The sequence below is a fragment of the Bradyrhizobium sp. HKCCYLS20291 genome (assembly GCF_051167715.1).
Taxonomy (GTDB): Bacteria; Pseudomonadota; Alphaproteobacteria; order Rhizobiales; family Xanthobacteraceae; genus Bradyrhizobium.
Map to the genome: position 1 here is coordinate 38,944 of NZ_JBNPTO010000028.1, position 20,806 is coordinate 59,749.

The 20,806-nt window shown below is 67.1% G+C and carries 17 protein-coding genes; 10 read left to right on the forward strand and 7 right to left on the reverse strand.

Translation table 11 applies throughout. The features are described from left to right. Positions 1–225 precede the first annotated feature (225 nt). Positions 226–840: a WG repeat-containing protein gene (locus ACQR07_RS35550; RefSeq protein ID WP_434906698.1), complete on the reverse strand. Its 615-nt coding sequence runs from the start codon at positions 838–840 to the stop codon at positions 226–228. 83 nt (positions 841–923) lie between these two features. Between ACQR07_RS35550 and ACQR07_RS35555 the strand changes: the two genes are divergently transcribed. Continuing rightward, positions 924–2,183 carry an Hsp70 family protein gene (locus ACQR07_RS35555; RefSeq protein ID WP_434906699.1) on the forward strand — a complete coding sequence of 420 codons (1,260 nt, stop codon included), beginning with the start codon at positions 924–926 and terminating at the stop codon, positions 2,181–2,183. Positions 2,184–2,192: 9 nt separating this feature from the next. On the opposite strand, the gene ACQR07_RS35560 is transcribed toward ACQR07_RS35555, so the two are convergent. The 3 genes from ACQR07_RS35560 to ACQR07_RS35570 form a co-directional block, all read right to left on the reverse strand. After that, positions 2,193–3,737, reverse strand: coding sequence for a hypothetical protein (locus ACQR07_RS35560; protein ID WP_434906700.1), 1,545 nt, complete (start codon positions 3,735–3,737; stop codon positions 2,193–2,195). 261 nt (positions 3,738–3,998) lie between these two features. Then, positions 3,999–5,336, reverse strand: a complete 1,338-nt coding sequence (locus tag ACQR07_RS35565; protein ID WP_434906701.1) for a hypothetical protein — start codon at positions 5,334–5,336, stop codon at positions 3,999–4,001. Between the two features lie 178 nt (positions 5,337–5,514). After that, positions 5,515–7,026, reverse strand: coding sequence for a hypothetical protein (locus ACQR07_RS35570; RefSeq protein WP_434906702.1), 1,512 nt, complete (start codon positions 7,024–7,026; stop codon positions 5,515–5,517). 304 nt (positions 7,027–7,330) lie between these two features. On the opposite strand from ACQR07_RS35570, the gene ACQR07_RS35575 reads away from it, so the two are divergent. Further along, positions 7,331–7,900, forward strand: coding sequence for a GNAT family N-acetyltransferase (locus tag ACQR07_RS35575; protein ID WP_434906703.1), 570 nt, complete (start codon positions 7,331–7,333; stop codon positions 7,898–7,900). A gap of 9 nt (positions 7,901–7,909) precedes the next feature. On the opposite strand, the gene ACQR07_RS35580 is transcribed toward ACQR07_RS35575, so the two are convergent. Then, positions 7,910–8,959, reverse strand: a complete 1,050-nt coding sequence (locus tag ACQR07_RS35580; RefSeq protein WP_434906729.1) for an alpha/beta fold hydrolase — start codon at positions 8,957–8,959, stop codon at positions 7,910–7,912. 139 nt (positions 8,960–9,098) lie between these two features. Here ACQR07_RS35580 and ACQR07_RS35585 point away from each other — a divergent pair, with 139 nt between their 5' ends. Continuing rightward, positions 9,099–10,661 (forward strand): winged helix-turn-helix domain-containing protein, encoded by a 1,563-nt coding sequence (locus ACQR07_RS35585; RefSeq protein WP_434906704.1) that lies wholly within the window; start codon positions 9,099–9,101, stop codon positions 10,659–10,661. Positions 10,662–10,820: 159 nt separating this feature from the next. Further along, positions 10,821–10,991, forward strand: a complete 171-nt coding sequence (locus tag ACQR07_RS35590; RefSeq protein ID WP_434906705.1) for a Flp family type IVb pilin — start codon at positions 10,821–10,823, stop codon at positions 10,989–10,991. A 392-nt stretch (positions 10,992–11,383) separates the two neighbouring features. Here the strand turns inward: ACQR07_RS35590 and ACQR07_RS35595 are convergent, their stop codons facing one another. Further along, positions 11,384–13,363 (reverse strand): primary-amine oxidase, encoded by a 1,980-nt coding sequence (locus ACQR07_RS35595; protein ID WP_434906730.1) that lies wholly within the window; start codon positions 13,361–13,363, stop codon positions 11,384–11,386. A 33-nt stretch (positions 13,364–13,396) separates the two neighbouring features. Further along, positions 13,397–14,587: a serine hydrolase domain-containing protein gene (locus tag ACQR07_RS35600; RefSeq protein WP_434906706.1), complete on the reverse strand. Its 1,191-nt coding sequence runs from the start codon at positions 14,585–14,587 to the stop codon at positions 13,397–13,399. A gap of 158 nt (positions 14,588–14,745) precedes the next feature. Between ACQR07_RS35600 and ACQR07_RS35605 the strand changes: the two genes are divergently transcribed. From ACQR07_RS35605 to ACQR07_RS35630, 6 genes are all read left to right on the forward strand, one after another. Then, positions 14,746–15,768, forward strand: coding sequence for a helix-turn-helix domain-containing protein (locus ACQR07_RS35605; protein ID WP_434906707.1), 1,023 nt, complete (start codon positions 14,746–14,748; stop codon positions 15,766–15,768). Positions 15,769–15,837: 69 nt separating this feature from the next. Further along, positions 15,838–17,355: an AMP-binding protein gene (locus ACQR07_RS35610; protein ID WP_434906708.1), complete on the forward strand. Its 1,518-nt coding sequence runs from the start codon at positions 15,838–15,840 to the stop codon at positions 17,353–17,355. Positions 17,356–17,426: 71 nt separating this feature from the next. After that, the gene (locus tag ACQR07_RS35615; protein WP_434906709.1) at positions 17,427–18,872 is read left to right on the forward strand and encodes an FAD-binding oxidoreductase; all 1,446 of its coding nucleotides are present in this window, start codon (positions 17,427–17,429) and stop codon (positions 18,870–18,872) included. Continuing rightward, positions 18,869–19,312 carry a DUF4383 domain-containing protein gene (locus tag ACQR07_RS35620; RefSeq protein WP_434906710.1) on the forward strand — a complete coding sequence of 148 codons (444 nt, stop codon included), beginning with the start codon at positions 18,869–18,871 and terminating at the stop codon, positions 19,310–19,312. Before ACQR07_RS35615 ends, ACQR07_RS35620 begins: the two co-directional genes overlap by 4 nt. Beyond that, positions 19,309–20,412: a hypothetical protein gene (locus ACQR07_RS35625; protein WP_434906711.1), complete on the forward strand. Its 1,104-nt coding sequence runs from the start codon at positions 19,309–19,311 to the stop codon at positions 20,410–20,412. The genes ACQR07_RS35620 and ACQR07_RS35625 overlap by 4 nt, the downstream gene beginning before the upstream one ends. Next, positions 20,396–20,701: a hypothetical protein gene (locus ACQR07_RS35630; protein WP_434906712.1), complete on the forward strand. Its 306-nt coding sequence runs from the start codon at positions 20,396–20,398 to the stop codon at positions 20,699–20,701. The genes ACQR07_RS35625 and ACQR07_RS35630 overlap by 17 nt, the downstream gene beginning before the upstream one ends. Positions 20,702–20,806 lie beyond the last annotated feature (105 nt).

Genomic DNA, 20,806 nt, shown 5'->3' on the forward strand with positions numbered 1-20,806 from the left:
ACTTTGCACCCGCCTGTCTCCACGCCGTCATGGCCGGGCTTGTCCCGGCCATCCACGCCGTTCGGCACCCTGGGATCGACGTGGATGCCCGGGTCAAGCCCGGGCATGACGGAGCAACTAATTGGCAGGATCGTTCGTCGCAATAGCTGCTGCGGATGCAACGGCCCTGCTCTCGCAAGCGAGGACGGTGCTACTTTCCGTGCCGCGCCGAAACCACAGGAGCCATCAAGGCCGACAGATATCGGCAAACGCCGGCCGCTCGCGGACCTTGAACGGAGCAACCGTCTTTCCGTCAGGATCGATGCATCCCCAGGTTCCGCCTTCGAACCAGCTATGCTCACCTTTGGATGCGAGCGAGCACCCGATGCAAACCACGGCGATGCCGTTTTCGAACGGATAGGCGCCGTCATATTTCGCGGGGATCACGCGCTTCAATGCGCGGTCGACATATCCGATTTTCGCACCGACGGGTGCGCGCGCACGGCCATTCACGAACGCATCCGGCCCGTTGTCGAAAGTCATGACTTCCGCCATCGATCCGTCACGGCGCGCGTAGAACCATCCACCTCGTCCACTGCCCGACGGATCCTCCAGACGGACAACAGCCAGACCATGCCGGTCGTAACGCAGACGCGCGCGGTAGGAGCGCTGCAGAAGCATCTGGCCGTTGCCATCGCGGCTTGCGCAACGGCTGCCGGTTACTCCTGGCTCACCGCAATCGAACCACGCGCCAGGGCCTTCAGGGGATGCACCGACGGCGGCGGCAGGGCGGCCTATGCCTGCGACGGCGAGAATGATGACAATGTGAAGCGCCAGCAGCGCCATGTGCAGATTTGTCATGCCCATCATGCCTCACATTCGCACATGACATTGCGGTGCGAAACGGCTAAGCGGACCGCCCCCCGGACGAAAACGAGACGAGCATGGCGGCAGCGGCCTATTGCGGCATCGACTTCGGCACTTCGAACACCACGGTCGGCCTCAGCGATCACGCCTCCGCGCAGCTCATCCCGCTGGAGGGCGAGCAGCGCACCCTGCCGAGCGCGATGTTCTTCGATTTCGAGGATCACGGCGTGCAGTTCGGGCGCGCCGCGATCGAGCGCTATCTGACCGGCCATGACGGCCGCTTCATGCGCGCGCTGAAGAGCATTCTCGGCACCGCGCTGATCCACGAGAAGACCTACATCAGGCAGAAGGCGGTGCCGTTCTCCGGCATCCTCGGCTTTTTCTTCGCGCATCTGAAGGCGCAGATCGAGACGCAACTCGGTCACGCCGTCGATCAGGTCGTGCTCGGCCGTCCCGTGCGCTTCGTCGACAAGGACGATGCCGCCGATGCCGAGGCGCAGGCCGCGCTCGAGCAGATCGCGCGCGAGCAGGGCTTCAAGCACATCGCGTTCCAATACGAGCCGATCGCTGCCGCGCTCGACTACGAGCAGCAGGTGAATGGCGAGGAGCTGGTGCTGATCGTCGACATCGGCGGCGGCACCTCGGACTTCTCGATCGTGCGCGTCTCACCCGAACGGCGCGGCAAGGCGCACCGCGAGGACGACATTCTCGCCAATGGCGGCATCCATATCGGCGGCACCGATTTCGACCGGCTGCTCAGCCTGAAAAGCGTGATGCCGCATCTCGGCTATGGCAGCCTGACGGTGGACGGCAAGCGCAATCTGCCGACGGCCTACTATCACGAGCTCGCCACCTGGCATCGCATCAACCAGCTCTACAAGAAGGGCGTCATCCACGAGCTGCGCCAGATCCGCTACGAGGCCGAGCGGCGCGACCTCGTCGAGCGCTTCATCAAGGTGGTGGAGGAGCATCGCGGCCATACGCTGGCGATCGGCGTCGAGCAGGCGAAGATCGCGCTGACGGCGGCGAAATCGCTGACCTCGGTGCTGTCCGAGAAGGACGACTGGGCGCGCATCAAGTTCACGCGCAAGGATTTCGACCGCGCCATCGCCGATTCCGTCGAGCGCGTGGTACGGACGGTGACGACCCTGCTCGACGATGCCGGAGTCGAGGCCGCTGCCATCAACACGATCTTCCTCACCGGCGGCTCGAGCATGGTGCCGGCGCTGCGCCAGGCGGTGCTGGCGCTGTTCCCGGACGCGCGCGTTGCCGAGACCGACCTGCTCGGCAGCGTCGGCCTCGGACTTGCGCTCGACGCGCGCCGCAAGTTCGGCTGAAGCAGCCACTCACTCCGGCGAGGCTGTCGCGGCCGACCGCGCGGGCCGCTTCGGCGCGCCCTGCGGCTGGGATCGCGTCACCGGATGCGGCGCGGCCGACGCCGCGTCGACGACCATGGCGGGCTTCGCGCGAGCGGGTCGGGCAACAGCCGGCCCGGTCCGCCCCGTCTCTGCGGCCCGGATGATGCCCCATGGCCCCGCATTGGTCGGAGACGGCGGAGCGCCGGTTCGCCGCGCGCGCTGCGTCCGCGGCGGCTCGGCACGCGGCGCCGGCGCGGTGGCGGCGTCAGGAGGCGCGGCCAGGAAAATGGCGTCCGTCACGGCGGGCTCGGCCTGCGTAGCGACGGCGGGCACCGGCTCGGGTTCGGCGGCAGGAACGACCGCCACCGGCGGCGCGGCGTCCGGCGGAGCTGCGTCAACGATATGCGCTTCAGGCAAGGCCGCAACCGCGGGAGCGATCGTCGGAGCAGCTTCGCGCAGGGCGCCGGTCGTGTCGTCGACCAGCCTGTGAAACATCTGGCTCGGCAGCAGACACCCCGCCACCGTCAAGACGACGGCCACGCTCCGGCCGAGCCCGACCGTCATGGCGTGAGCCGGAGCGGGCAGCGCGTCCCCCGCCCGCCTGGCCAGGTCGACAGCGGCCACCGCAATGAACGCCGCAAGACCAAGACTGCCGCCGACCATCGGCAGAACCGTCGAAGCCTGGACCAGAACGACGGTGAGGGTCAGCGCCGCCACGGTCGGCTGCAGCCGTCCGGACAGCCGCTGCGGCGAAGACATGCCGAGAAAACATCCTGCATAATAGGCGTCGACGAGACAGCGCTGGTCGGGCCAAAGCGTCTGGATGATCGCCATTCCGGCAAACGCCAGGGTAGCCGAAAGGAAGGTGCGGGCGACCCGCCCCGCGTCTGCAACCTGCGGAAGCCGTTGGATGGAGAGCGTCAGGAACGTCGCGAGCAGACAGGCCGCAAGGATCGCCAGCGAGCCGTCGAGCTCCTGGTCGAACTGATTGAGATGCGCCAGACGGAGCGTTTCGCCTTGCCCGGCGAGCCATGGCCCGAGCGTGACGAACAGCAGCGAGCCGAGCGCAGCCAGCGCACCCAATCGTCCGCCATAGCCCTCGAACAGCACGATGCGCCGCCGGATTTCGATCGCAGTGAAGCCGCAGAACAGCAGGCCGCAGAAGATCGACAGCAGATAAAGTGACGCCTCCTGAGGCAGTCCCGTGCGAGCGACGCTGTCGCTCAGCTGTCCGATCGGCGTCATGCCGCTGAAGCTGCCGCCATAGACCGAGGCGGCGAATGTGGTCGCTGCGAGATTATCGGGAGACGCAAGGACCAGACCCGCGCACAGCACGACCGTCACCGCCGCAGAGGCGAGCGCGGGCGGCAGGCCCAACGCGCTCAGATGCAGCGTCGCGAGGCAGCCGAGACAGGCGCCCGCAAAGGACGCGAGAAGCGCGACCGTGACACCGAAACGCCACGGCTGAGGACGCGGCACGTACAGGACCGGCAGGCCTGTTCGCCATGGCGCGCAATCTGAGGCCTGCTGCATCTGCGAACCACCCCCCTGTGGATCGAGCGGGGCCCCCTCATCTCGTCCTGACGCAGGACAAGACCCGCTAAGCACCGCGTGGTGCACGATGAAGTCAAAACATGGCCAAACGCGTGCGAAGGTATGGCGACGGCGGGTTATCGCCTCGGAAAGGCTTACCGTCTGCCGTCACGGGGCCGCCGATACGCCGAGACCCGACCGGCTCGGCAGCATCGGCCCGGGACTCGCGCTCGACGCGCGGCGAAAGTTTGGCTGAGCGTGTCAGCGCGGCGGCGTGGCCGCTGTGGCAGGCGCCGGCGGCGCATCCGGCGCGCGCCGGACCTGGCTGCGCTTCGCGGCCGGTCGCCGAACAGCCGGAGGTGCGGCGGCCAGCGCCTCCGTTGGTCCGGGGCCGATCATGCTCCACGGCCCTGAAGCGAACGACGTCTGTGGCAGAGCCAATGCGCGCCGCGGGCGCGGCTGCTTGCTGCGCAACGGCTGGACCACGACCACGGCCGCGTCCGGCTTCGGCTCGGCAGACAAGACCGGGATGGCCGGAGCCGGGATGGAGGTAGCCGCCGGGGGCGGTTCCACCGTCGCAGTCTCGACCGGAGCCGCGGCAGCCGTCTCTGCGGGAACGACGACCGAACCCGTCGTCTCCTCGGCCGGTCTCGCGTCGAACAAGTCGTTCGGTAGCAGCATGCCGGCAATGGTGAGCGCGACGGCGAGGCCTCTGCCGAGCAGCGGCAGGCTGTCGGTGACGCGGCTGGCGAGGTCGACGCCGATGACGGACACGAATGCGATGAAGCCCAGGCTGCCGCCGACGCTGGGGAGACTAGCCGCGCCCTTGACCAGGACGATCGTCAGCACCGCCGCGGCCAGGACCGGCTGAACCAGGCTTCGCAACCGATGCGGCGATGACATGCCGATGAAGCAACCGGCATAGAAGGAATCCGCAAAGCACATATCGTCGGGACGGACCCACTGCAGAACGAGCAGACCTGCAAACGCCACCGTCGCGGAGACGAAGACCCGCGCAGCCCGGCCGGCACTGGCGACGCGCGGCAGCCGGAGCGCCAGCATGGTCGCAATCGCGCCGGTGAGGCAAAGCTGGAAGATGATCAGGGCATCGACGATGCCCTTGTCGAAGCGGTCGAGACCTGCGAGCCGAACCGGCGCGTGGTCAGGCCCGAGCATCGGCACGAGACTGAGGAAGAGGAACGATGCGACGGCGGCGAGCGCGCCGAACCGTCCGCCATAGCCGCGCAGGAGCACGGCACGCAGGCGCACCTCGAGCGCGCACACCGCCAGGAACATCAGGCCGCAGAATGCCGCCAGAAGCACCGGCGCCGTGGTCACCGGCAATCCGGCGCGCGCAACGCTCTCGGTCAGCATCGCGATCGGCGTCATGCCGCAGAAGCTGCCGCCATAGGCGGACGACGAGAACGTCGTCGGGACGAGATTGCTACTCGGCGCCGCGACCAGCGCTGCACAGAGCAGCAGCGTGGCCGAGGCCGACGCCAGCGCAGGCGGCAGGCCGAGCCAGCTCAGATACAGCGTCGCGAGACAGCCGAGAAAGGCCCCGGCGAAGGACGCCAGCGGCACGACCTGGAGCGGCAACGTCCGGATCTCGAGGGACTCTCTGATCAGCTCCGCGCGCCACGCCCGCATGTCAACGGCCCGGGGCGCGTTCGCTCCGCCTGCATCGAGCTCCGTCATGATCGGTCGATGTCCCATGATCGGTATGAGGCCGCACGCGGCGCGACCGGCAGAACATCAATTGAGCCCGCCATGCGCATCAGGGCCCTACCGCCGTCGCCGGAAATGGCCGCCACTCCTGCGCCGGCGGCGCGTCATGGCGGGCAATCAGCCGCTGGCGCGGGCTCGACTGCGGCACGACCCGGACCTGGTTGCGCTTGGCCGGCGCCGGCTGCACGGTCCCGGTCTGGCCATAGCGGATGACGCGGCGGGGCGGCTCGGGCGGTGCCGGCAGCGGCGCACCGGAGCCGATCTCGCCCAGGCGACGCGCCGCGCCGCGCGCGGCGTCTTCGGGACGCAGAATTTCCAATGGCAGATCCGGCACGCCTTCAACTGCCGCCGGCCCGCTCGACGGATCGGCGCCGGTGTCCGGCAACGGAATGCGCGGGACCGGCGGTGCGGGAGGCAGATTGTTCGCGTCCTGGATCGTGCCCGTGGGCTTGTCGTCATGGGCACGCTCGAGGAGCAGTTCGGTCGACAGCAGCGCGACGAGAATGGCGAGCGCAGCGACAAGGCCCCGCATTCCCGCGACCATGCTTTGTCGCAGCGCCTCCCCTGCTTCGAGGAACAGCCGGACGGCGGCATCGACGAACAGCACCGAGACGAAGGCGACGTAGCCGAGGCTGCCGCCGACAGCAGGCAGGATCGGACAGGTCAGGAGCAGCAGAGCGGTCAGCACGACGGCCGCCGCCACCGCTTGCAACAGGCTGCGCAGCCGGCGCTCCGACGACATGCCGACGAAGCATCCCGCATAATAGGCGTCGAGATAGAACTCGTCGCTCGGCGCGAGCCGCTGCAGCGTCACGAGGCCGGCAAACGCGACCGTCGCGGCGACGAAGATGCGCACCGCGCGCCGCGAGCCTGCGACCGGAGCCCAGCGCAGCGCGGCCATCGTCGCCAGCATGCCCACCGTGCTCAGGACGAAGGTGATCGCGGCCGTCAGGAGCCCCCGATCGATCACGCCGCGGCTGGCGATCGGAAACAGTTCGCCGTCCGCGCCGAACACCGGCGCCAGACCGACGAACAGGAAGGAGGCCACTGCGGCCAGTGCGCCAAGCCGTCCGCCATAGCCGCGGGCGAGTCCGCCTCGCAGCCACATGTCGAGCGCGCAGCCGAGGCAGAACATCAGTCCGCAGAACAGCGACAGCAGGACGAACGCCGCATCGAGCGGCAGCCCGGAGCGGATGATGCTCGCGTTCAACAGCGCGACCGGGGTCATGCCGACGAAGCTGCCGCCATAGGCCGAGGAGAAGAACGTGCTCGGCACCAACTCGACCGTGCGGGTCAGGATCAGAGACGAGCACAGCAGCAACGCGGCGGCGGCCGAGGCGATCAGCGGCGACACGCCGGCCGCGCTCAGATGCAGCGTCACCAGACAGCCCAGGAAGGCGCCGACGAAGGAGGCCAGCGGCGGGCAGCCGAGCTGAAACAGCGCGTAACCGTAGAACGGAACGGCGCGGCCAAGCTGCCGCTCGCGCCATGTCCGGGAATCGAACGCCTGCTCAGCCTGCAGACGACGCAACTGTTGGCCAGCCGTTTGACGCTTGATCACAACAACACCCTGAACCCAGCCGACCCAGGACCCTTCTTTCCGATCGCGCGGCCACCATCGCGGTGGAACCGACCCGGTGGGCCGTGCGGCGGTTGAATCTGGGCCGCACCATTGCAGCCACGTGTGGAATACGAGACGTTGCCGCATTGCGGAAGTATTGGGCTGCGTCCGGTGGCTTAAAGCTTCCGGAAACCTTAATTGCACCACCGGAATATTACCGGATATCACGGGATTTTACGGGGTTTGCGCACCGGACGGGCTGCGGTGGGAGGTGCGCGTGGAGGACTTGGAAAGGGTCACGGGGATGCTCACGCCTCAGCTGCAGACCGCACGATTGATCCTGCGCCCGCTCGCATTGACCGATGCGCCGGCGATCCAGCGCCAGTTCGACAATTGGAACATCATCCGCAACCTGTCGGCGGTGGTGCCCTGGCCCTACCCCGGCGACGGCGCCGAGACGTTCATCAGGCTGCAGCTCGACAAGATCGCCGCTGGCGAGGAAATCTATCAATGGGTGCTGGTGCTGCGCGACGGCGACGGCGAAGCGATCGGCAACATCCACTTCCGGCCGCGCATCGAGTCGGTGAAGGGCCATCGCGGCTTCTGGCTCGCCGAACCCTATTGGAATCGCGGCTTGATGAGCGAGGCGATCGCAGCCGTCAACGATTTCGCGTTCGGCCCGCTCGGCCTCGATCAGTTCACAGTGTGCAACGTCGCGACCAACGCGGCGTCGCGCCGGGTCAAGCAGAAGACCGGTGCGGAGTTCACTGGCTTCATCGATCTCGCGCACCACAATGGCGAGACCAGATCCGAGCAATGGATCGTGCGGCGAGAGGCGTGGCTGCAGCGCAGGTCCCCCCAGCCTCCCGCCTGATCGTTGCGCTTACGCGCCGGCGATCACGTCGATCACGGCCTGCGCAAACGCCTGCGGCGCCTCCTGCGGCAGATTGTGGCCGATGCCGCCGGTGATCAGCCGGTGCTCGTAGCGGCCGGTGAACTTCTTGGCATAGGCCTGCGGCGTGGGATGCGGCGCGCCGTTGGCATCGCCCTCCATGGTGATGGTGGGCACGGCGATGTCGGGGAAGGTCGCAAGCTTCGCCTCCAGCGCGTCGTACTTGGCCTCGCCCTGCGCGAGGCCGAGACGCCAGCGATAATTGTGCACGACGATATCGACGTGATCGGGATTGTCGAAAGCGGCGGCGCTGCGCGCGAACGTCTCGTCGTCGAACGCCCATTTCGGCGACGCCGTCTGCCAGATCAGCTTCGCGAACGCGCGCCGGTTCTTGTCGTAACCCTCACGGCCGCGCTCGGTCGCGAAGTAGAACTGATACCACCATTGCAGTTCGGCCGCGGGCGTCAGCGGCATACGGCCGGCCTGTTGGCTGCCGATCAGGTAGCCGCTGACGGAGACCATGGCGTTGCAGCGCTCGGGCCACAGCGCCGCGATGATGTTCGCGGTGCGCGCGCCCCAATCGTAGCCGGCCAGCGTCGCCGTCCTGATCGCGAGCGCATCCATCAGCGCCACGATGTCGGCGGCGACCGCAACGGGCTGGCCGCTGCGCGGGGCGGTCGGCGACAGCAGACGCGTCGTGCCATAGCCGCGCAGATGCGGGATGATGACGCGATGTCCCAACGCGGCCAGCACCGGCGCGACGTCGGCGAAGCTATTGACGTCGTAGGGCCAGCCGTGCAGCAGGATCACGACGGGCGCGTCGGCAGAGCCGAGCTCGGCATAGCCGATGCTGACATCCCCTGCGATGACCTGCTTGATCGGCCCGAGCACCGTCGCCGCGCCCGGCCTGATCGCGGGCAGCTTCGACGCGGATGTGAAGCCCTGCGCCGTTGCGGCGGTGGAACCAAGCTGAAGCGCGGCGATTGCGGTTCCGACCAAGCTGAGAAAGCGGCGGCGGCTCTGATGCAGGGCGGACATGATGACGTCTCCTTGGGTTCCGATCCGTCCATCGTGCGCCGTAGCGCGTCGCTGCGCTTGCAGGCGGCGTGGATTTTTCCTTGAGGCCGGCTTGATTTTGCAGGACGCGTGACGCGAAGGTGGATTGGGTCCTGCGACAGCCATGGCGGCGCATGTGGTGTATTGCTTTGATGATCTCGTGCTGGATCCAGGCCGCCGCGAGCTGCGCAGGGGCGACAGCCTGATCGCAATGGAGCCGCAGGTGTTCGACCTGCTGGCGTTCCTGATCCGGACGCGCGACCACGTCGTCAGCCGCGACGAGATCCTCGCCGAGGTCTGGGGCGGCCGCATCGTCTCGGAGGCGACGCTCGCCAGCCGCATCAGCGCCGCGCGCAGCGCGATCGGCGACAGCGGCGAGACGCAACGCCTGATCCGCACCATTCCACGCAAGGGCATCCGTTTTGTCGGCGACGTCCGTGAGACGGCGGACGCGGCGACGACGCCTGCCGCGACCACGGCCGCAGCCGCGTTCGATGGTCCCGCGATCGCCGTGCTGCCGTTTACCAACATGAGCGGTGATCCCGAGCAGGACTACTTCGCCGACGGCATCGTCGAGGACATCATCACCGCGCTGTCCCGCTGCAGCGGCCTGGCGGTGATCGCGCGCAACTCCTCCTTCACCTACAAGGGCAAGGCCGTCGACATTCGCGAGGTCGGACGCGAGCTCGGCGTCGGCTACGTGCTCGAAGGCAGCGTCCGTCGCGCGGGCGCGCGGCTGCGCATCAGCGGGCAGCTGATCGACGCGACGTCAGGCGCGCATCTCTGGGCCGAGCGCTTCGACGGCCTGCTCGACGATGTGTTCGCGTTGCAGGACCGCATCACCGCAAGCATCGTCGCCGCCATCGAGCCCACGCTCGAGCTTGCCGAGGGCGAACGACGCCGCGCCATGCCGCCGCTGCATCCGGACGCCTATGACCTGCTGCTGCGCGCCGCCAGCCTGCGCGATGCCTTCACGCCCGACAGTCTGCGGGCGGCGACGGACTGTCTCGACCAGGCGCTGGCGATCGACCCGTGCTGGGCGCCGGCCATGGCCGCGAGCGCCTATTGCCGGGCGCTGTGCCATTTCCAGGGCTGGAGCGCCCCGGACGCCGAGCATCGCGCGGCGGCGGTGGCGCTGGCCTGGCAGGCAAGCGAACGCGCTCCCAACGACGCGCAGGTGCTGTGGATGGCGGCGTTCGCGATCTGGAACATGGCCGACGAGATCGCGCCGGCGCGCGAACTGTTCAAGCGATCGCTGGCCATCAATCCGAACTCGGCGATGGCGCTGACGTTGAGCGGCTGGATCGAGGTCATGGCCGGATATCCGGTTGCCGGCCGTACGATGATCGAACGGGCACGGCGGTTGAACCCGCGCGACGCGCGCGGCTGGTTCGCCGCCGGTGCGCTCGCGATCTGCGCGGTCGCGGAGGACGATCTCGCCGCGGCCATCCAATGGGCCGAAACGGCGCTGTCGCAGAACCGGCGTTTCGCCGTCGCGCTACGCGTCTTGATCGTGGCGCTGGTCAAGACCGGCAACGGCGGGCGCGCCAACGAGGTCGCGCGGCAGCTGCTGCAGGTGGAACCCAACCTCACGGTGTCCCAATTCCTGGCACGGATTCCGTTTCCGGTTCGCACGATGGCCACAACCTATGCGGAAGCACTGCGCGCAGCGGGTGTTCCGGATTAGGGCTCTTGCGTGTAGTAATCACTGCCACAACTGGAAATTCTGCCATATTTTGCAAAGCCGCGAAACTTGACCGTCCTCCGTTCATACTACCTTAGGTTCCACTCCGTAATTTCGCGGACGCCGCCCGACAACGGAATCGAGGGACGGCGGAGATGAGCAGTGAAAAAAATACTCGGCAAATTTTACGAAGATGAATCGGGCGCTACGGCCATTGAATACGGACTGATTGCAGCTGGCATCGCGCTCGCGCTGATCACCATCCTCGGCCAGCTCGGACTGACCATCGAGGGGATCTTCAAGACGCTCACGGCGAAGTTGGGCGGGGGCTGATCGATCAGATTGTCTGCAATGGCGTTCTCAGGGCCGGAGCAATCCGGTCGCCATGGTCGGACGGGCCGGGCGTTCGCGCCCGGCCCTTGGTCGTTCGAGGCACCCTGCGGCGCTCGCTCAATGCGTCATGCCGCGGCCCGCGTCCTCGCACGCGCTCATGCAACTGCGGCAGGCGTCTTTCGTCAATGACGATCGACTGAGAGGGTTCTTAACCGCCCGTCACGCCGGAACGAACCACCCTCGAACTGGTTCTCTCCGTGCATGCCGGGTGACAACCGGTCATAATGGGGAACGGCGGACGCAGCTGATTTTGCCGGTTTCTGGCTGCGACATCAACGTATCGGTACGCGCTGACGCCTAACCTGTTCCCGGCATGAATCCACCCCATCTCATTAGCTATGACAGCAGCCGCCGCTCGGCCCCGCGGACGTGTCGGCGCTCAACACGCTCTTCGCGTTGCGCTCCGCCGGAACGTCGAAGCCGGCATTGGCGGCGAAGAAGCCGACGGGCTTCAGCATGAAGCCGGCATATTCGACCGGCATGACCGGGAAATCCTCCGGCTTGCAGACGTGGGTGTGTCCGAACGAGTGCCAGACCACGATGTCGGCATTCTCGATGTTGCGGTTCTGCTCGATGTAGCGCGGCAGGCCGTCGCCGCCGGCATGCACGTTCGGATAGTCGCCGCTCGCATACTTCTCCGCCGGCTCGTAGGCCGTAACCCAGACATGCTTCGTGGCGAAGCCGCCGCGGCGGCGCACGAAGCTGCCTTCCTGCGCCAGCATTACCGGGCTCGGAGTAACCACGAGCTTGTAGCCCGGCGCGGCGCCGACGGAATTCTTGACGTTCGGATTCGAGATCTTCCAGTAGCGCCCGGTCTCCCCATTGGCGAGCCGTGCCGCATCACGCTCGCGCGCCAGCACGCGGCTGGTGGTGTCGAACACGTTGCCATGCGGATTGTCGCGGCCCCACGGACGCGGCACAAACTCGTGCTCGGTCACGGTGTTGCCGCCGCCATCGATATCCATGTGCAGGCGCGCGTTGAAGAAGTGCTGATGAGTCGGGCCACCGATATTGTCATCGACCATGCCGCCCCACGTATAGGTCGCGCCGGGCGCCACCGCCGCGGTCTGGATGATGCCGGTCAGCTTGCATTCGAGCTGGATGGTGCCGTCCTGGTACAGGTACCAATAGAAGCCGTAATCGTAGTTGCCGACGGTGGCGAAGAAGCTGATGACGAGACGCCGCGAGCGCCGCACCTCGAACAGGCCGTTGCGAAACTCGTAGTGCTTCCAGAGGATGCCGTAATCCTCCTCATGCATGCAGATCGCGTTCTGCATCACGAGCGGCTCGCCCTTGCTGTCGGCGGCGGGCACGTCGAAATAATGGATGTTGCCGAGGCAGTCGCAGCCGAGCTCGAGCGCATTGGCGAGCATGCCGAGACCGTACTCGCCGGCGTCGAAAGCCGACTTCCAGAAATGATTGGCGGTCGGATCGGCGTAGGGAACGACCATCTCGGTGACGCTGGCGCGATGGATGATGGGGCGCCTGCGTTCGCCGTCCTGATAGGACAGCCGATGCAGCACCAGGCCCTCGCGCGGCGTGAAGCCGACACGAAAGCTCCATTTCTGCCAGTCCACCTTCCAGCCGTCGACCGTGAAGCTCGGCCCCTGCGGCTGCTCGATGTTGAGCGGTTTGATATCGGCGCGCGGTGACGCAACCTCGTGGGCGCCGTAGTTGCGCTTCTTGCGCGGAATCGGGATCACCGGGTCCTCGTCGGTGAGGTCGATGACCTTTCCGGCGATCAGGTCGACAACAGCGACGACACCCTCGATCGGATGCGCATAGCCGTTGTCCTGCGGATGCTCGCGGAAATAGCTCACGGCGCGGACGATGCGGGCGCCGCGCTCGAACGGCAGGTCGAAGAAGCCCGACGAGAACGGATCGACCTGCACCAGCTCGATGTCCTTGTCGGTCAGGCCGCGCCGGTGCATCGCCTTGCGCCAGCCGGGATCGGCCTTGACCGCCGCCTCGCAGCGGAAGAACTCCTCCAGCATCACCGGCGGCTGGCCATAAGGTGCGTCGCGGTTCGCCACCACGTTGCGGGCCGTGATCTCGTTCGCGTCGAGATCGACGACGTGCTCGACCGACAAGCCGCTGGCAATGTCGAGCGAGACCACGAAGGCCCTGCGCGGCAGCGTTTGCCCGCTCGCATGAGCGGCAAGCTCGGCCTTGGTCGGCTCCTCCAGCCGCACGATGGGAAAGCGGCAATCGTCCGGCGACGCCGCACCGGCGCGCACCAGGTTGCAGGCGGCCGCAATCTCGTTTGATGTCAGCGGATCGAGCGGATGAACAACGGCAACCGAAGCGGTGATGTCCTGCACGAGCGTCTCCCTCGGTGATGCGGGTCAGGAAAGATGCGCGATGATCTCGCGAAACGCGGCCAGCCAGCGATGGTCCTGGGTGACGTCGAGCGCCTTGGCCTGGGTGGCGAGCTTGACGATGACGGTGTCGCTGGCGACATCGACATAGATCCACTGGCCGTGGATGCCGACCGCGGCGAGATCGCGGCGCCTAGTGTCGACCGTGTACCAGTTGCTGCGATAGCGGCCCTCGGGAAACACGAAGGCGAGATCGCCGTTGGTCCAGGCCTCCCGGTTGCCGGCATCGTGAATGTCATCGATCCACGCGCCGGGCACGACCTGCCGGCCCTGGACCAGCCCGCGGCAACGGATCATCTCGCCGAAACGGGCGAGGTCGCGCGCGGTCGCCGAGATGCCGCCCGCGAACCGCCCTGCTCCCATCGAGTCGAGCGTGATCGAGGCATCCTCGGCCGCGCCCATCGGCTGCCAGAGATAGTCGGACAGGAGCTTGGCATAGGGCGCGCCGCAGGCGCGCTCATAGACCCATCCGCACACATCGGTGTTCGGTGACACGTAGTGGAACACCTCACCATGCGGCTTGCCGCTCGGACGCAGGGTCGTCAGAAAGCCGCGCTGGTCACCGGAGGGCACGCCGGGCGGCGCGACGTCCCAGCCCGACGAATAGCGGTAGCGCGTCACGTCGCCGTTCGGGTCGTCGTAGTCCTCCTCGAAGCGGATGCCGACCTGCATGTCGAGCAGGTGGCGGACGGTGCAGTCGCGATAGGCGGTGTCGGCAAGCTCCGGCAGATGGGTCGTGACCTGGTCGGCGGGATCGATCAACCCGCGCGCGGCGAGCACGCCGCCCAGCGTCCCGCAGATCGACTTGCTCACCGAGCACAGCATGTGTGGCGTGGTGACGCTCATGCCCTCGCCATACCATTCCGTCACGATGACGCCGCGATGCATGACGATCAGCGCATCGGCATCGGTCGCCTGCAGCGTTTCCGCGATCGTGGTCGCCTGGCCATCGGGCGCGGTGAACGGCAGGCCGGTCAGTTCGCGCTGCGCCGAGAACAGCGAGGAGGGCTGCGCGGCACGGCGGATTGCCGCCGTCGGCAGCAGCTCGCGCGCGTGGGTAAAACCCCAGCGGATCGCCGGATAGGTGCGCCAGTTGGCCTTCGTGACCTGCGCCTCCGGCGGCGGAGGGCAGCCGCGCATGATGTCCGTCGGTCGCATGTCGTCCTCCCTCGGCACGTGGATGTGAGGCGAGACTGCCAATCGGGCGCGGGACAGGGTTATCGAAATCGGGCAAGATCGATGGATCCGCAACCCGCAAGACGTTGCGCCCAGGCGCGGGTCTTGCAAGGTTCGGGCTGTATTTCCGTCGTAACGTCATGATCTTGACCGCATCGCATCGATCCCTGGACAACCGGCCGTGGCTGCTGCAGACGCGCAGCGCCGACGTCGACGAGCATTGCGCCGATCTCGGCGGCTGGCGACTGACCTATGACCAGATCAGCGCGGGCGCCTTCCGCGGCAGCTTCACCCAGATCTCGCTGCCGCAGCTCGACATCTTCCACGAGGTGACCAGCCAGCAGGTCCGGCAGTCCGGCCAGCTCGGGCATGGCTGCTTCGGCCTCGCCGTGCCCTGCCGCGGCGAAGGCCCGATCCACGTCAACGGCACGGCCGTGCCGCAAGATGCGCTGATCCTGTCCTTCGATGGCGACGTCGACCTCGGCACGCCGCGCGGCTCCGAGTTGCGCGGCCTCACCATCTCCACGCAGCAGATCGACGACATCATCGTCCAGCTCGCCATCGAGCTGCCGCACGATCTCAAACACCGGATGCGAGCGGTGGCAGTGCCGCCCCAGGCGCTGCGGCGCTTCCGCGGTCTGCTGGCGGCCATCGATGCGATGGCGCGCGAACACGACGACGGCATCGATCCGGCGGCCGTCTGCGAGGCACAGCAGAACGCCCTGCTGATCGAGATCGCCGACATGCTGCCGAGTGCGCGGCCCTGCGACGACATCAGCAGCGGTACGGCGCGCAAGCGCATCGTCGATCGGGCCTGCGAGATGATGCTGACCGCGGCGGACGAACCGGTGTCCATGCTCGACATCTGCAAGGCGGTCGGCGCCAGCCGCCGCAAGCTGAGCTATTGCTTCCAGGACGTGCTCGGCACCAGTCCCGTAACCTATTGGCGCGCGGTGCGCCTCAATCGCGTACGACGCGACTTGAAGTCGGACCGCGATCCGCGCGACGGAATTTACGACATCGCCGTGCGTCACGGCTTCTGGCACTTCAGCCAGTTCTCGCTCGACTACAAGCGCCATTTCGCAGAACTGCCATCCGAAACCCTGCGGCGGGCGCGTATGGACGCGTCTCGTCAGTTGAGGCACAACTCCGCTCATCACTGACGTCTGCCGCGTGAGCCGGCGGACCAAGAATGGCACGCAAGCGACGCGGCCGATGATGCGGAGGATGAGATGCTGATCCCACTCGCGGACGTGCCGCGCTGGTATGCCGAGCGCAAGCCGAAGCACAGCATCGCCGTCCAGCATGGAACCGACGCGCTGACCTGGGAGCAGCTCGAACGCCGCGCCAATGCGCGCGCCCGCGCCTTCGCCGCCAAGGGCGTCAAGCCCGGCGACTTCGTCGCCATCGGCCTGCCCAATGGCAATGCGCTGTTCGAGACCAGTTTTGCAGTGTGGAAATGCGGCGCGACGCCGACCTCATTGTCGTGGCGGCTGCCGCGCGGCGAGGCGGCCGCCGTGCTGGAGATTCTCCAACCGTCTCTGGTGGTCGGCGGCGAGGCCGACTGGAACGCGCCCAACGCGCTGCCGGCGGACTTCACGCCCGAGGGATTTTCGGAGGAGCCGCTCACCGCGCCGGTGTCGCGCTATTGGAAGGCGATGACCTCCGGCGGCTCGACCGGACGGCCGAAAGTGATCCTCGATCATGCGCCGGCGGTGACCGACACCGCGGCCGAGCCGCCGCTCGGAATTCCCAAGGGCGCGTCGCTGCTCAATCCCGGGCCGCTCTATCACAACGCGCCCTTCATCGTGTCGCACTATGCGCTGTTCGCCGGCGGCACCCTGACTGGCATGGTGAAGTTCGATGCCGAGGAGACGCTGCGGCTGATCCAGGCGCAGCGCATCCAATGGGTCAACTTCGTGCCGACCATGATGCACCGGATCTGGGCGCTGCCGGAGGCGATCCGCAACAGCTACGACATGTCGAGCCTGAAGATGGTGTTCCACATGGCGGCGCCGATGCCGCCCTGGCTGAAGGAAAAGTGGATCGAGTGGCTCGGGCCGGAACGCGTCTACGAGCTCTATGGCGGCACCGAGCGCCAGGGCCGCACCATCATCTCCGGCAGCGAATGGCTGCAGCACAAGGGCTCGGTCGGCAAGATCGACGACACTTGCGGCTTGCGCATTCTCGGCCCGGACGGCAACGACGTCGCGCCCGGCGAGAGCGGCGAGATCTACTTCCTGCCGGCGGATGGTCCCGGCGCCACCTATCACTATCTCGGCGCCGAGCCGAAGCGGCGTGCCGATGGCTGGGAATCGCTCGGCGACGTCGGCCGGCTCGATGCCGACGGCTATCTCTATCTCGGTGACCGCCTCGCCGACATGATCCTGCGCGGCGGCGCCAACATCTACCCGGCCGAGGTCGAGGCGGCGCTGATGGCGCATCCCGACATCCGCTCCTGCGTCGTCGTCGGCCTGCCGGATCCGGAGCTTGGCCAGCGCGTGCATGCGATCGTCGAGATCGACCGGGCCAAGGACATCAAGGGGATCATCGACGGCATGGGCACGTTCCTCGCCGACCGGCTCAGCCGCTACAAGCATCCGGAGAGCTATGAGCTGGTCGACACGATGTTGCGCGACGATTCCGGCAAGGTGCGCCGGACCCTGCTGCGCGACGAACGCTCCGGCTGGATCAAGGACGGCCGCGATTTCCGCATCATGCCGGCCCGGACGCGAGCGGCCTCGGATTGACCGTCAGGAGAATTTTTCGAACGTTTACGATGCTGGCATAGACTCCGTGAGGGGGTAGGAGTGTCCGCGCCATGATTTCGAGACGACGGTTTCTGCGCACCGCAGCGATGGCTGCATCGCTTCCATTGGCGCGGATGCCGCGGGCGCGGGCCGAGCTGCGCACCATCCTCAACGATGCCAGCCGGCTCAATCCGACACCGGTGGCCAAGCATGTCGTGATCACCAAGCCCGCCACCGACGACCTGATCGCACGCCTGCGCGCCGAGCTGAAGGAGGCTGCGGCTGCGAAGCGTCCGATGACGGTGGCGGTGGCCCGGCATTCGATGGGCGGCCAGAGCCTGCCCCGCGACGGCACCGCCGTGACGCTCGATGGCGGCCCGATCGAGCTCGACACCGCGGCGGGGACCTATCGCACGGGGGCCGGCAACCGCTGGTGGGACGTCATCGCCGCACTCGACACCAAGGGCTTCTCCCCGGCCGTGATGCAGTCCAACAGCGATTTCGGCGTCGGCAGCACGTTCAGCGTCAACGCCCATGGCTGGCCGGTGCCCTACGGTCCCTTCGGCTCGACGGTGAAGTCGATCCGCATGCTGCTCGCCGACGGCACGCTGGTGCAGTGCTCGCGCACCGAGAATGCCGAGCTGTTCGGGCTCGCGATGGGCGGCTACGGCCTGTTCGGCGTGATCGTCGATCTCGAGGTCGAGATGGTGCCGAACGTCCTGCTCGAACCGCGCTTCGAGCGCATGGCGCCGGCGGCGTTCGCCGAGAAGTTCACGCAGAGCATCGACAGCGATGCCAATGTGAAGATGGCCTATGGCCGCATGTCGGTGTCACGCAAGGCGTTCTTCGACGACGCCCTGCTCGTCACCTTCCGCCCCGTCCCCGACGCACCGGCGACGCTGCCTGCGGTGACGAACTCGGGCAAGCTGACGGGTGTCGCCAACACGATCTATCGCGCGCAGACCGGCTGGGAGGTCGCCAAGGGGCTGCGCTGGTTCATGGAGACGCGGCTCGGCCCCGCCATCTCCGACGGCCGCTACACCCGCAACTCGCTGATGGCCGAGCCGGTCGCCAACCTGGCGCAGAAGGACATGCACCGCACCGACATCCTGCACGAATATTTCGTCGCGCCGGAGCGGTTCGGCGAGTTCCTCACCGCCTGCCGCGAGATCATTCCCAAGGCGCGTGCCGAATTCCTCAACGTGACCTTGCGCTACGTCGCCGAGGACAAGACGCCGGCGCTGACCATCGCGCCGGTGCGCCGCATCGCCGCCGTGATGTCGTTCTCGCAATCGACCTCGCCGGAAGGCGAGATCGACATGATGCGCACGACCGAGGCCTTGATCGACCGCATCACCGCGATTGGCGGCGCGTTCTATCTGCCCTATCGTCTGCACGCCCGCCGCGACCAGGTCGAGAAGGCCTACCCGGCGATGGCAAGCTTCGTCGACGCCAAACGGCGTTACGATCCGAATCTCCTGTTCCGCAACGCGATGTGGGACACCTATTTCGCATGACGACGACGACCGCAGACGGCTTCTCCCTGGATCGCTATCGCATCGCTGCGCTGGCGCTTGCCGTGGCGCTGCTGTTCGCGGCCGCCACCGACTACATCCCCACCTTCATCGATGCGCAGGGCCGGGTGTTCGGCCTGTTCCAGCTCGACATCTACAAGGACGCGCTGCACGTGGCATCGGGATTGTGGGCGCTGGGAGCCATGCTGACCCGCCGCAGCGCGGTGTTCTTCCTGCGCGTGTTCGGCACGCTGTATTTCCTCGACGGCGTGATGGGCGTGTTCACCGGCTCGGGCTACCTCGACCTCTCGATCTTCATCGACGGCATCCGAAACACGTCATGGCTGGTGAAGTTTCTCTCCAGCGTGCCGCATCTGGCGCTCGGCGCGCTCGGCATCGCGGTCGGCTGGTCGCCGTGGCGCATGCAAGCCGTGCCAGCATGAGCCTGCGCCGCAAATTCCTCACTCTGGTCGGCGTCGGCACCGCCGCCGCGGCCATCGCCATCACGACCACGGTGATCAGCGTCGAGACCGTCTGCACCGCTGATGTACCCACGCCCGTGGTGATATCGCAATTCGGCATCACCGATGAAGGCTATTCCAGGCCGCAGGGCGACAGCTTCCTGACCTTTCCGGAGTGGTACATCGTCCACGCCTACAGCGATCTCGCTGGCGTCACCGAGCAGAAATCGGAGTCGGCTTTCCGCTATCTGTCGAGCATTGCCGGCTTCTGGCGCAGCCTGTGCCGCGCCACCCGGCAAGCCGACGGCTCCGGTCCCGCGAGCTCGGACCAGAAGCTGACGAACTACATCATCGGCTTCAGCTTCACCGCCGAGATGGCGCTGCAGGGGGCCTACGAGAACAGCATCGGCGCGCTCACCGAGGAAACCACCGAGGGCGTCAAGACCGCCGAGGACGCCTTCAACCTGGCTTTGCTGAAGGACTACGCGGCGTTCCTCTATCAGACGCCGTGGTATCGCTACCCCTTTGCCGCCAAGCTTGGCCAGTTCTGGCGCGAGACCCCGTTCGTGCCGTCGGTGCGCGCGGTGGAGCGGCGCGTCTCGCTCAGCCTGCAATATGCCGGGCGCGCGGCCTATGCCGCCATCATCGGCTATGCGGCCGGCTATGATCCCGCGGTTCTGACCATCCGGAGCGTGGTGACCGGCCGGCCCTCCACCGAACTCGCGGGCATCCCCGGCGTGACGGTGATCCGCGAGGTGACGGGCGCCAAGGGAGCGGCGGGGACCCTGGTGGAGACCGAGCGCTACGCCAAATTCGATGCGTTCGCGAAGGAGCTCGGACGCCATTCCGGCGCCGCGCTCGCGGAAGTCGCCGGCAACCACCGCATCCTCGTCACCATCGTCGTACCTCCGGGTGACGGACGGCTGGCAGCTTTCGATGGGCTGCCTATATTCAGTATCCCGATCCAGTCCCGTCCGGGCTCGCGCCGTATCGGCGTCGACGTCCCGGTGCGGTCGCTGGTTCAGGACATCGCCCGTTTCGACGTCGCCGGCTACACCTTCGAGCATGCCTACGACTACTGATCAGAGGCCCCCATCTCGTGCCCTGCCCTGGCGGGGGCTCGTGGCCGTCGCCTTTGCCTGGTTCGCAGGCATGGCCGCCATGGCGGTCGTCGTCAGGCCCGATGCCGTCGTCGTGTTTGGGCCGGCGGATCGCATGATCTCGGCGATCACAGCGTCCGATGGAGCCTTGCTCGACGCGGGGCGTTTCCATGTCGCGGCGCGACCGGGCGCAGCGACGGTCGGCGGCCTCTATGCGGCCGGTGCCTGGCTGGTGTGGCCGATCATCGGCAAGGGCTGTGGCCGCGGCTGACCGGCGCGGAAGCGTCGTTTCTCCCGGCAGGTCTGCTGGCCGGCGGAACTGGCGCCGACGCCCAAAGATGTTAAGCTCGCGTTAACGCGATATGAAAGCAGGAGC

What these genes read in the sequence shown, in the direction of transcription:
- ACQR07_RS35550 (WP_434906698.1), bottom strand. Translation starts at nt 840, where the DNA reads ATGACAAATCTGCACATGGCGCTGCTGGCGCTTCACATTGTCATCATT.
- ACQR07_RS35555 (WP_434906699.1), top strand. Translation starts at nt 924, where the DNA reads ATGGCGGCAGCGGCCTATTGCGGCATCGACTTCGGCACTTCGAACACC.
- ACQR07_RS35560 (WP_434906700.1), bottom strand. Translation starts at nt 3,737, where the DNA reads ATGCAGCAGGCCTCAGATTGCGCGCCATGGCGAACAGGCCTGCCGGTC.
- ACQR07_RS35575 (WP_434906703.1), top strand. Translation starts at nt 7,331, where the DNA reads ATGCTCACGCCTCAGCTGCAGACCGCACGATTGATCCTGCGCCCGCTC.
- ACQR07_RS35585 (WP_434906704.1), top strand. Translation starts at nt 9,099, where the DNA reads ATGGCGGCGCATGTGGTGTATTGCTTTGATGATCTCGTGCTGGATCCA.
- ACQR07_RS35600 (WP_434906706.1), bottom strand. Translation starts at nt 14,587, where the DNA reads ATGCGACCGACGGACATCATGCGCGGCTGCCCTCCGCCGCCGGAGGCG.
- ACQR07_RS35605 (WP_434906707.1), top strand. Translation starts at nt 14,746, where the DNA reads ATGATCTTGACCGCATCGCATCGATCCCTGGACAACCGGCCGTGGCTG.
- ACQR07_RS35610 (WP_434906708.1), top strand. Translation starts at nt 15,838, where the DNA reads ATGCTGATCCCACTCGCGGACGTGCCGCGCTGGTATGCCGAGCGCAAG.
- ACQR07_RS35615 (WP_434906709.1), top strand. Translation starts at nt 17,427, where the DNA reads ATGATTTCGAGACGACGGTTTCTGCGCACCGCAGCGATGGCTGCATCG.
- ACQR07_RS35620 (WP_434906710.1), top strand. Translation starts at nt 18,869, where the DNA reads ATGACGACGACGACCGCAGACGGCTTCTCCCTGGATCGCTATCGCATC.
- ACQR07_RS35625 (WP_434906711.1), top strand. Translation starts at nt 19,309, where the DNA reads ATGAGCCTGCGCCGCAAATTCCTCACTCTGGTCGGCGTCGGCACCGCC.
- ACQR07_RS35630 (WP_434906712.1), top strand. Translation starts at nt 20,396, where the DNA reads ATGCCTACGACTACTGATCAGAGGCCCCCATCTCGTGCCCTGCCCTGG.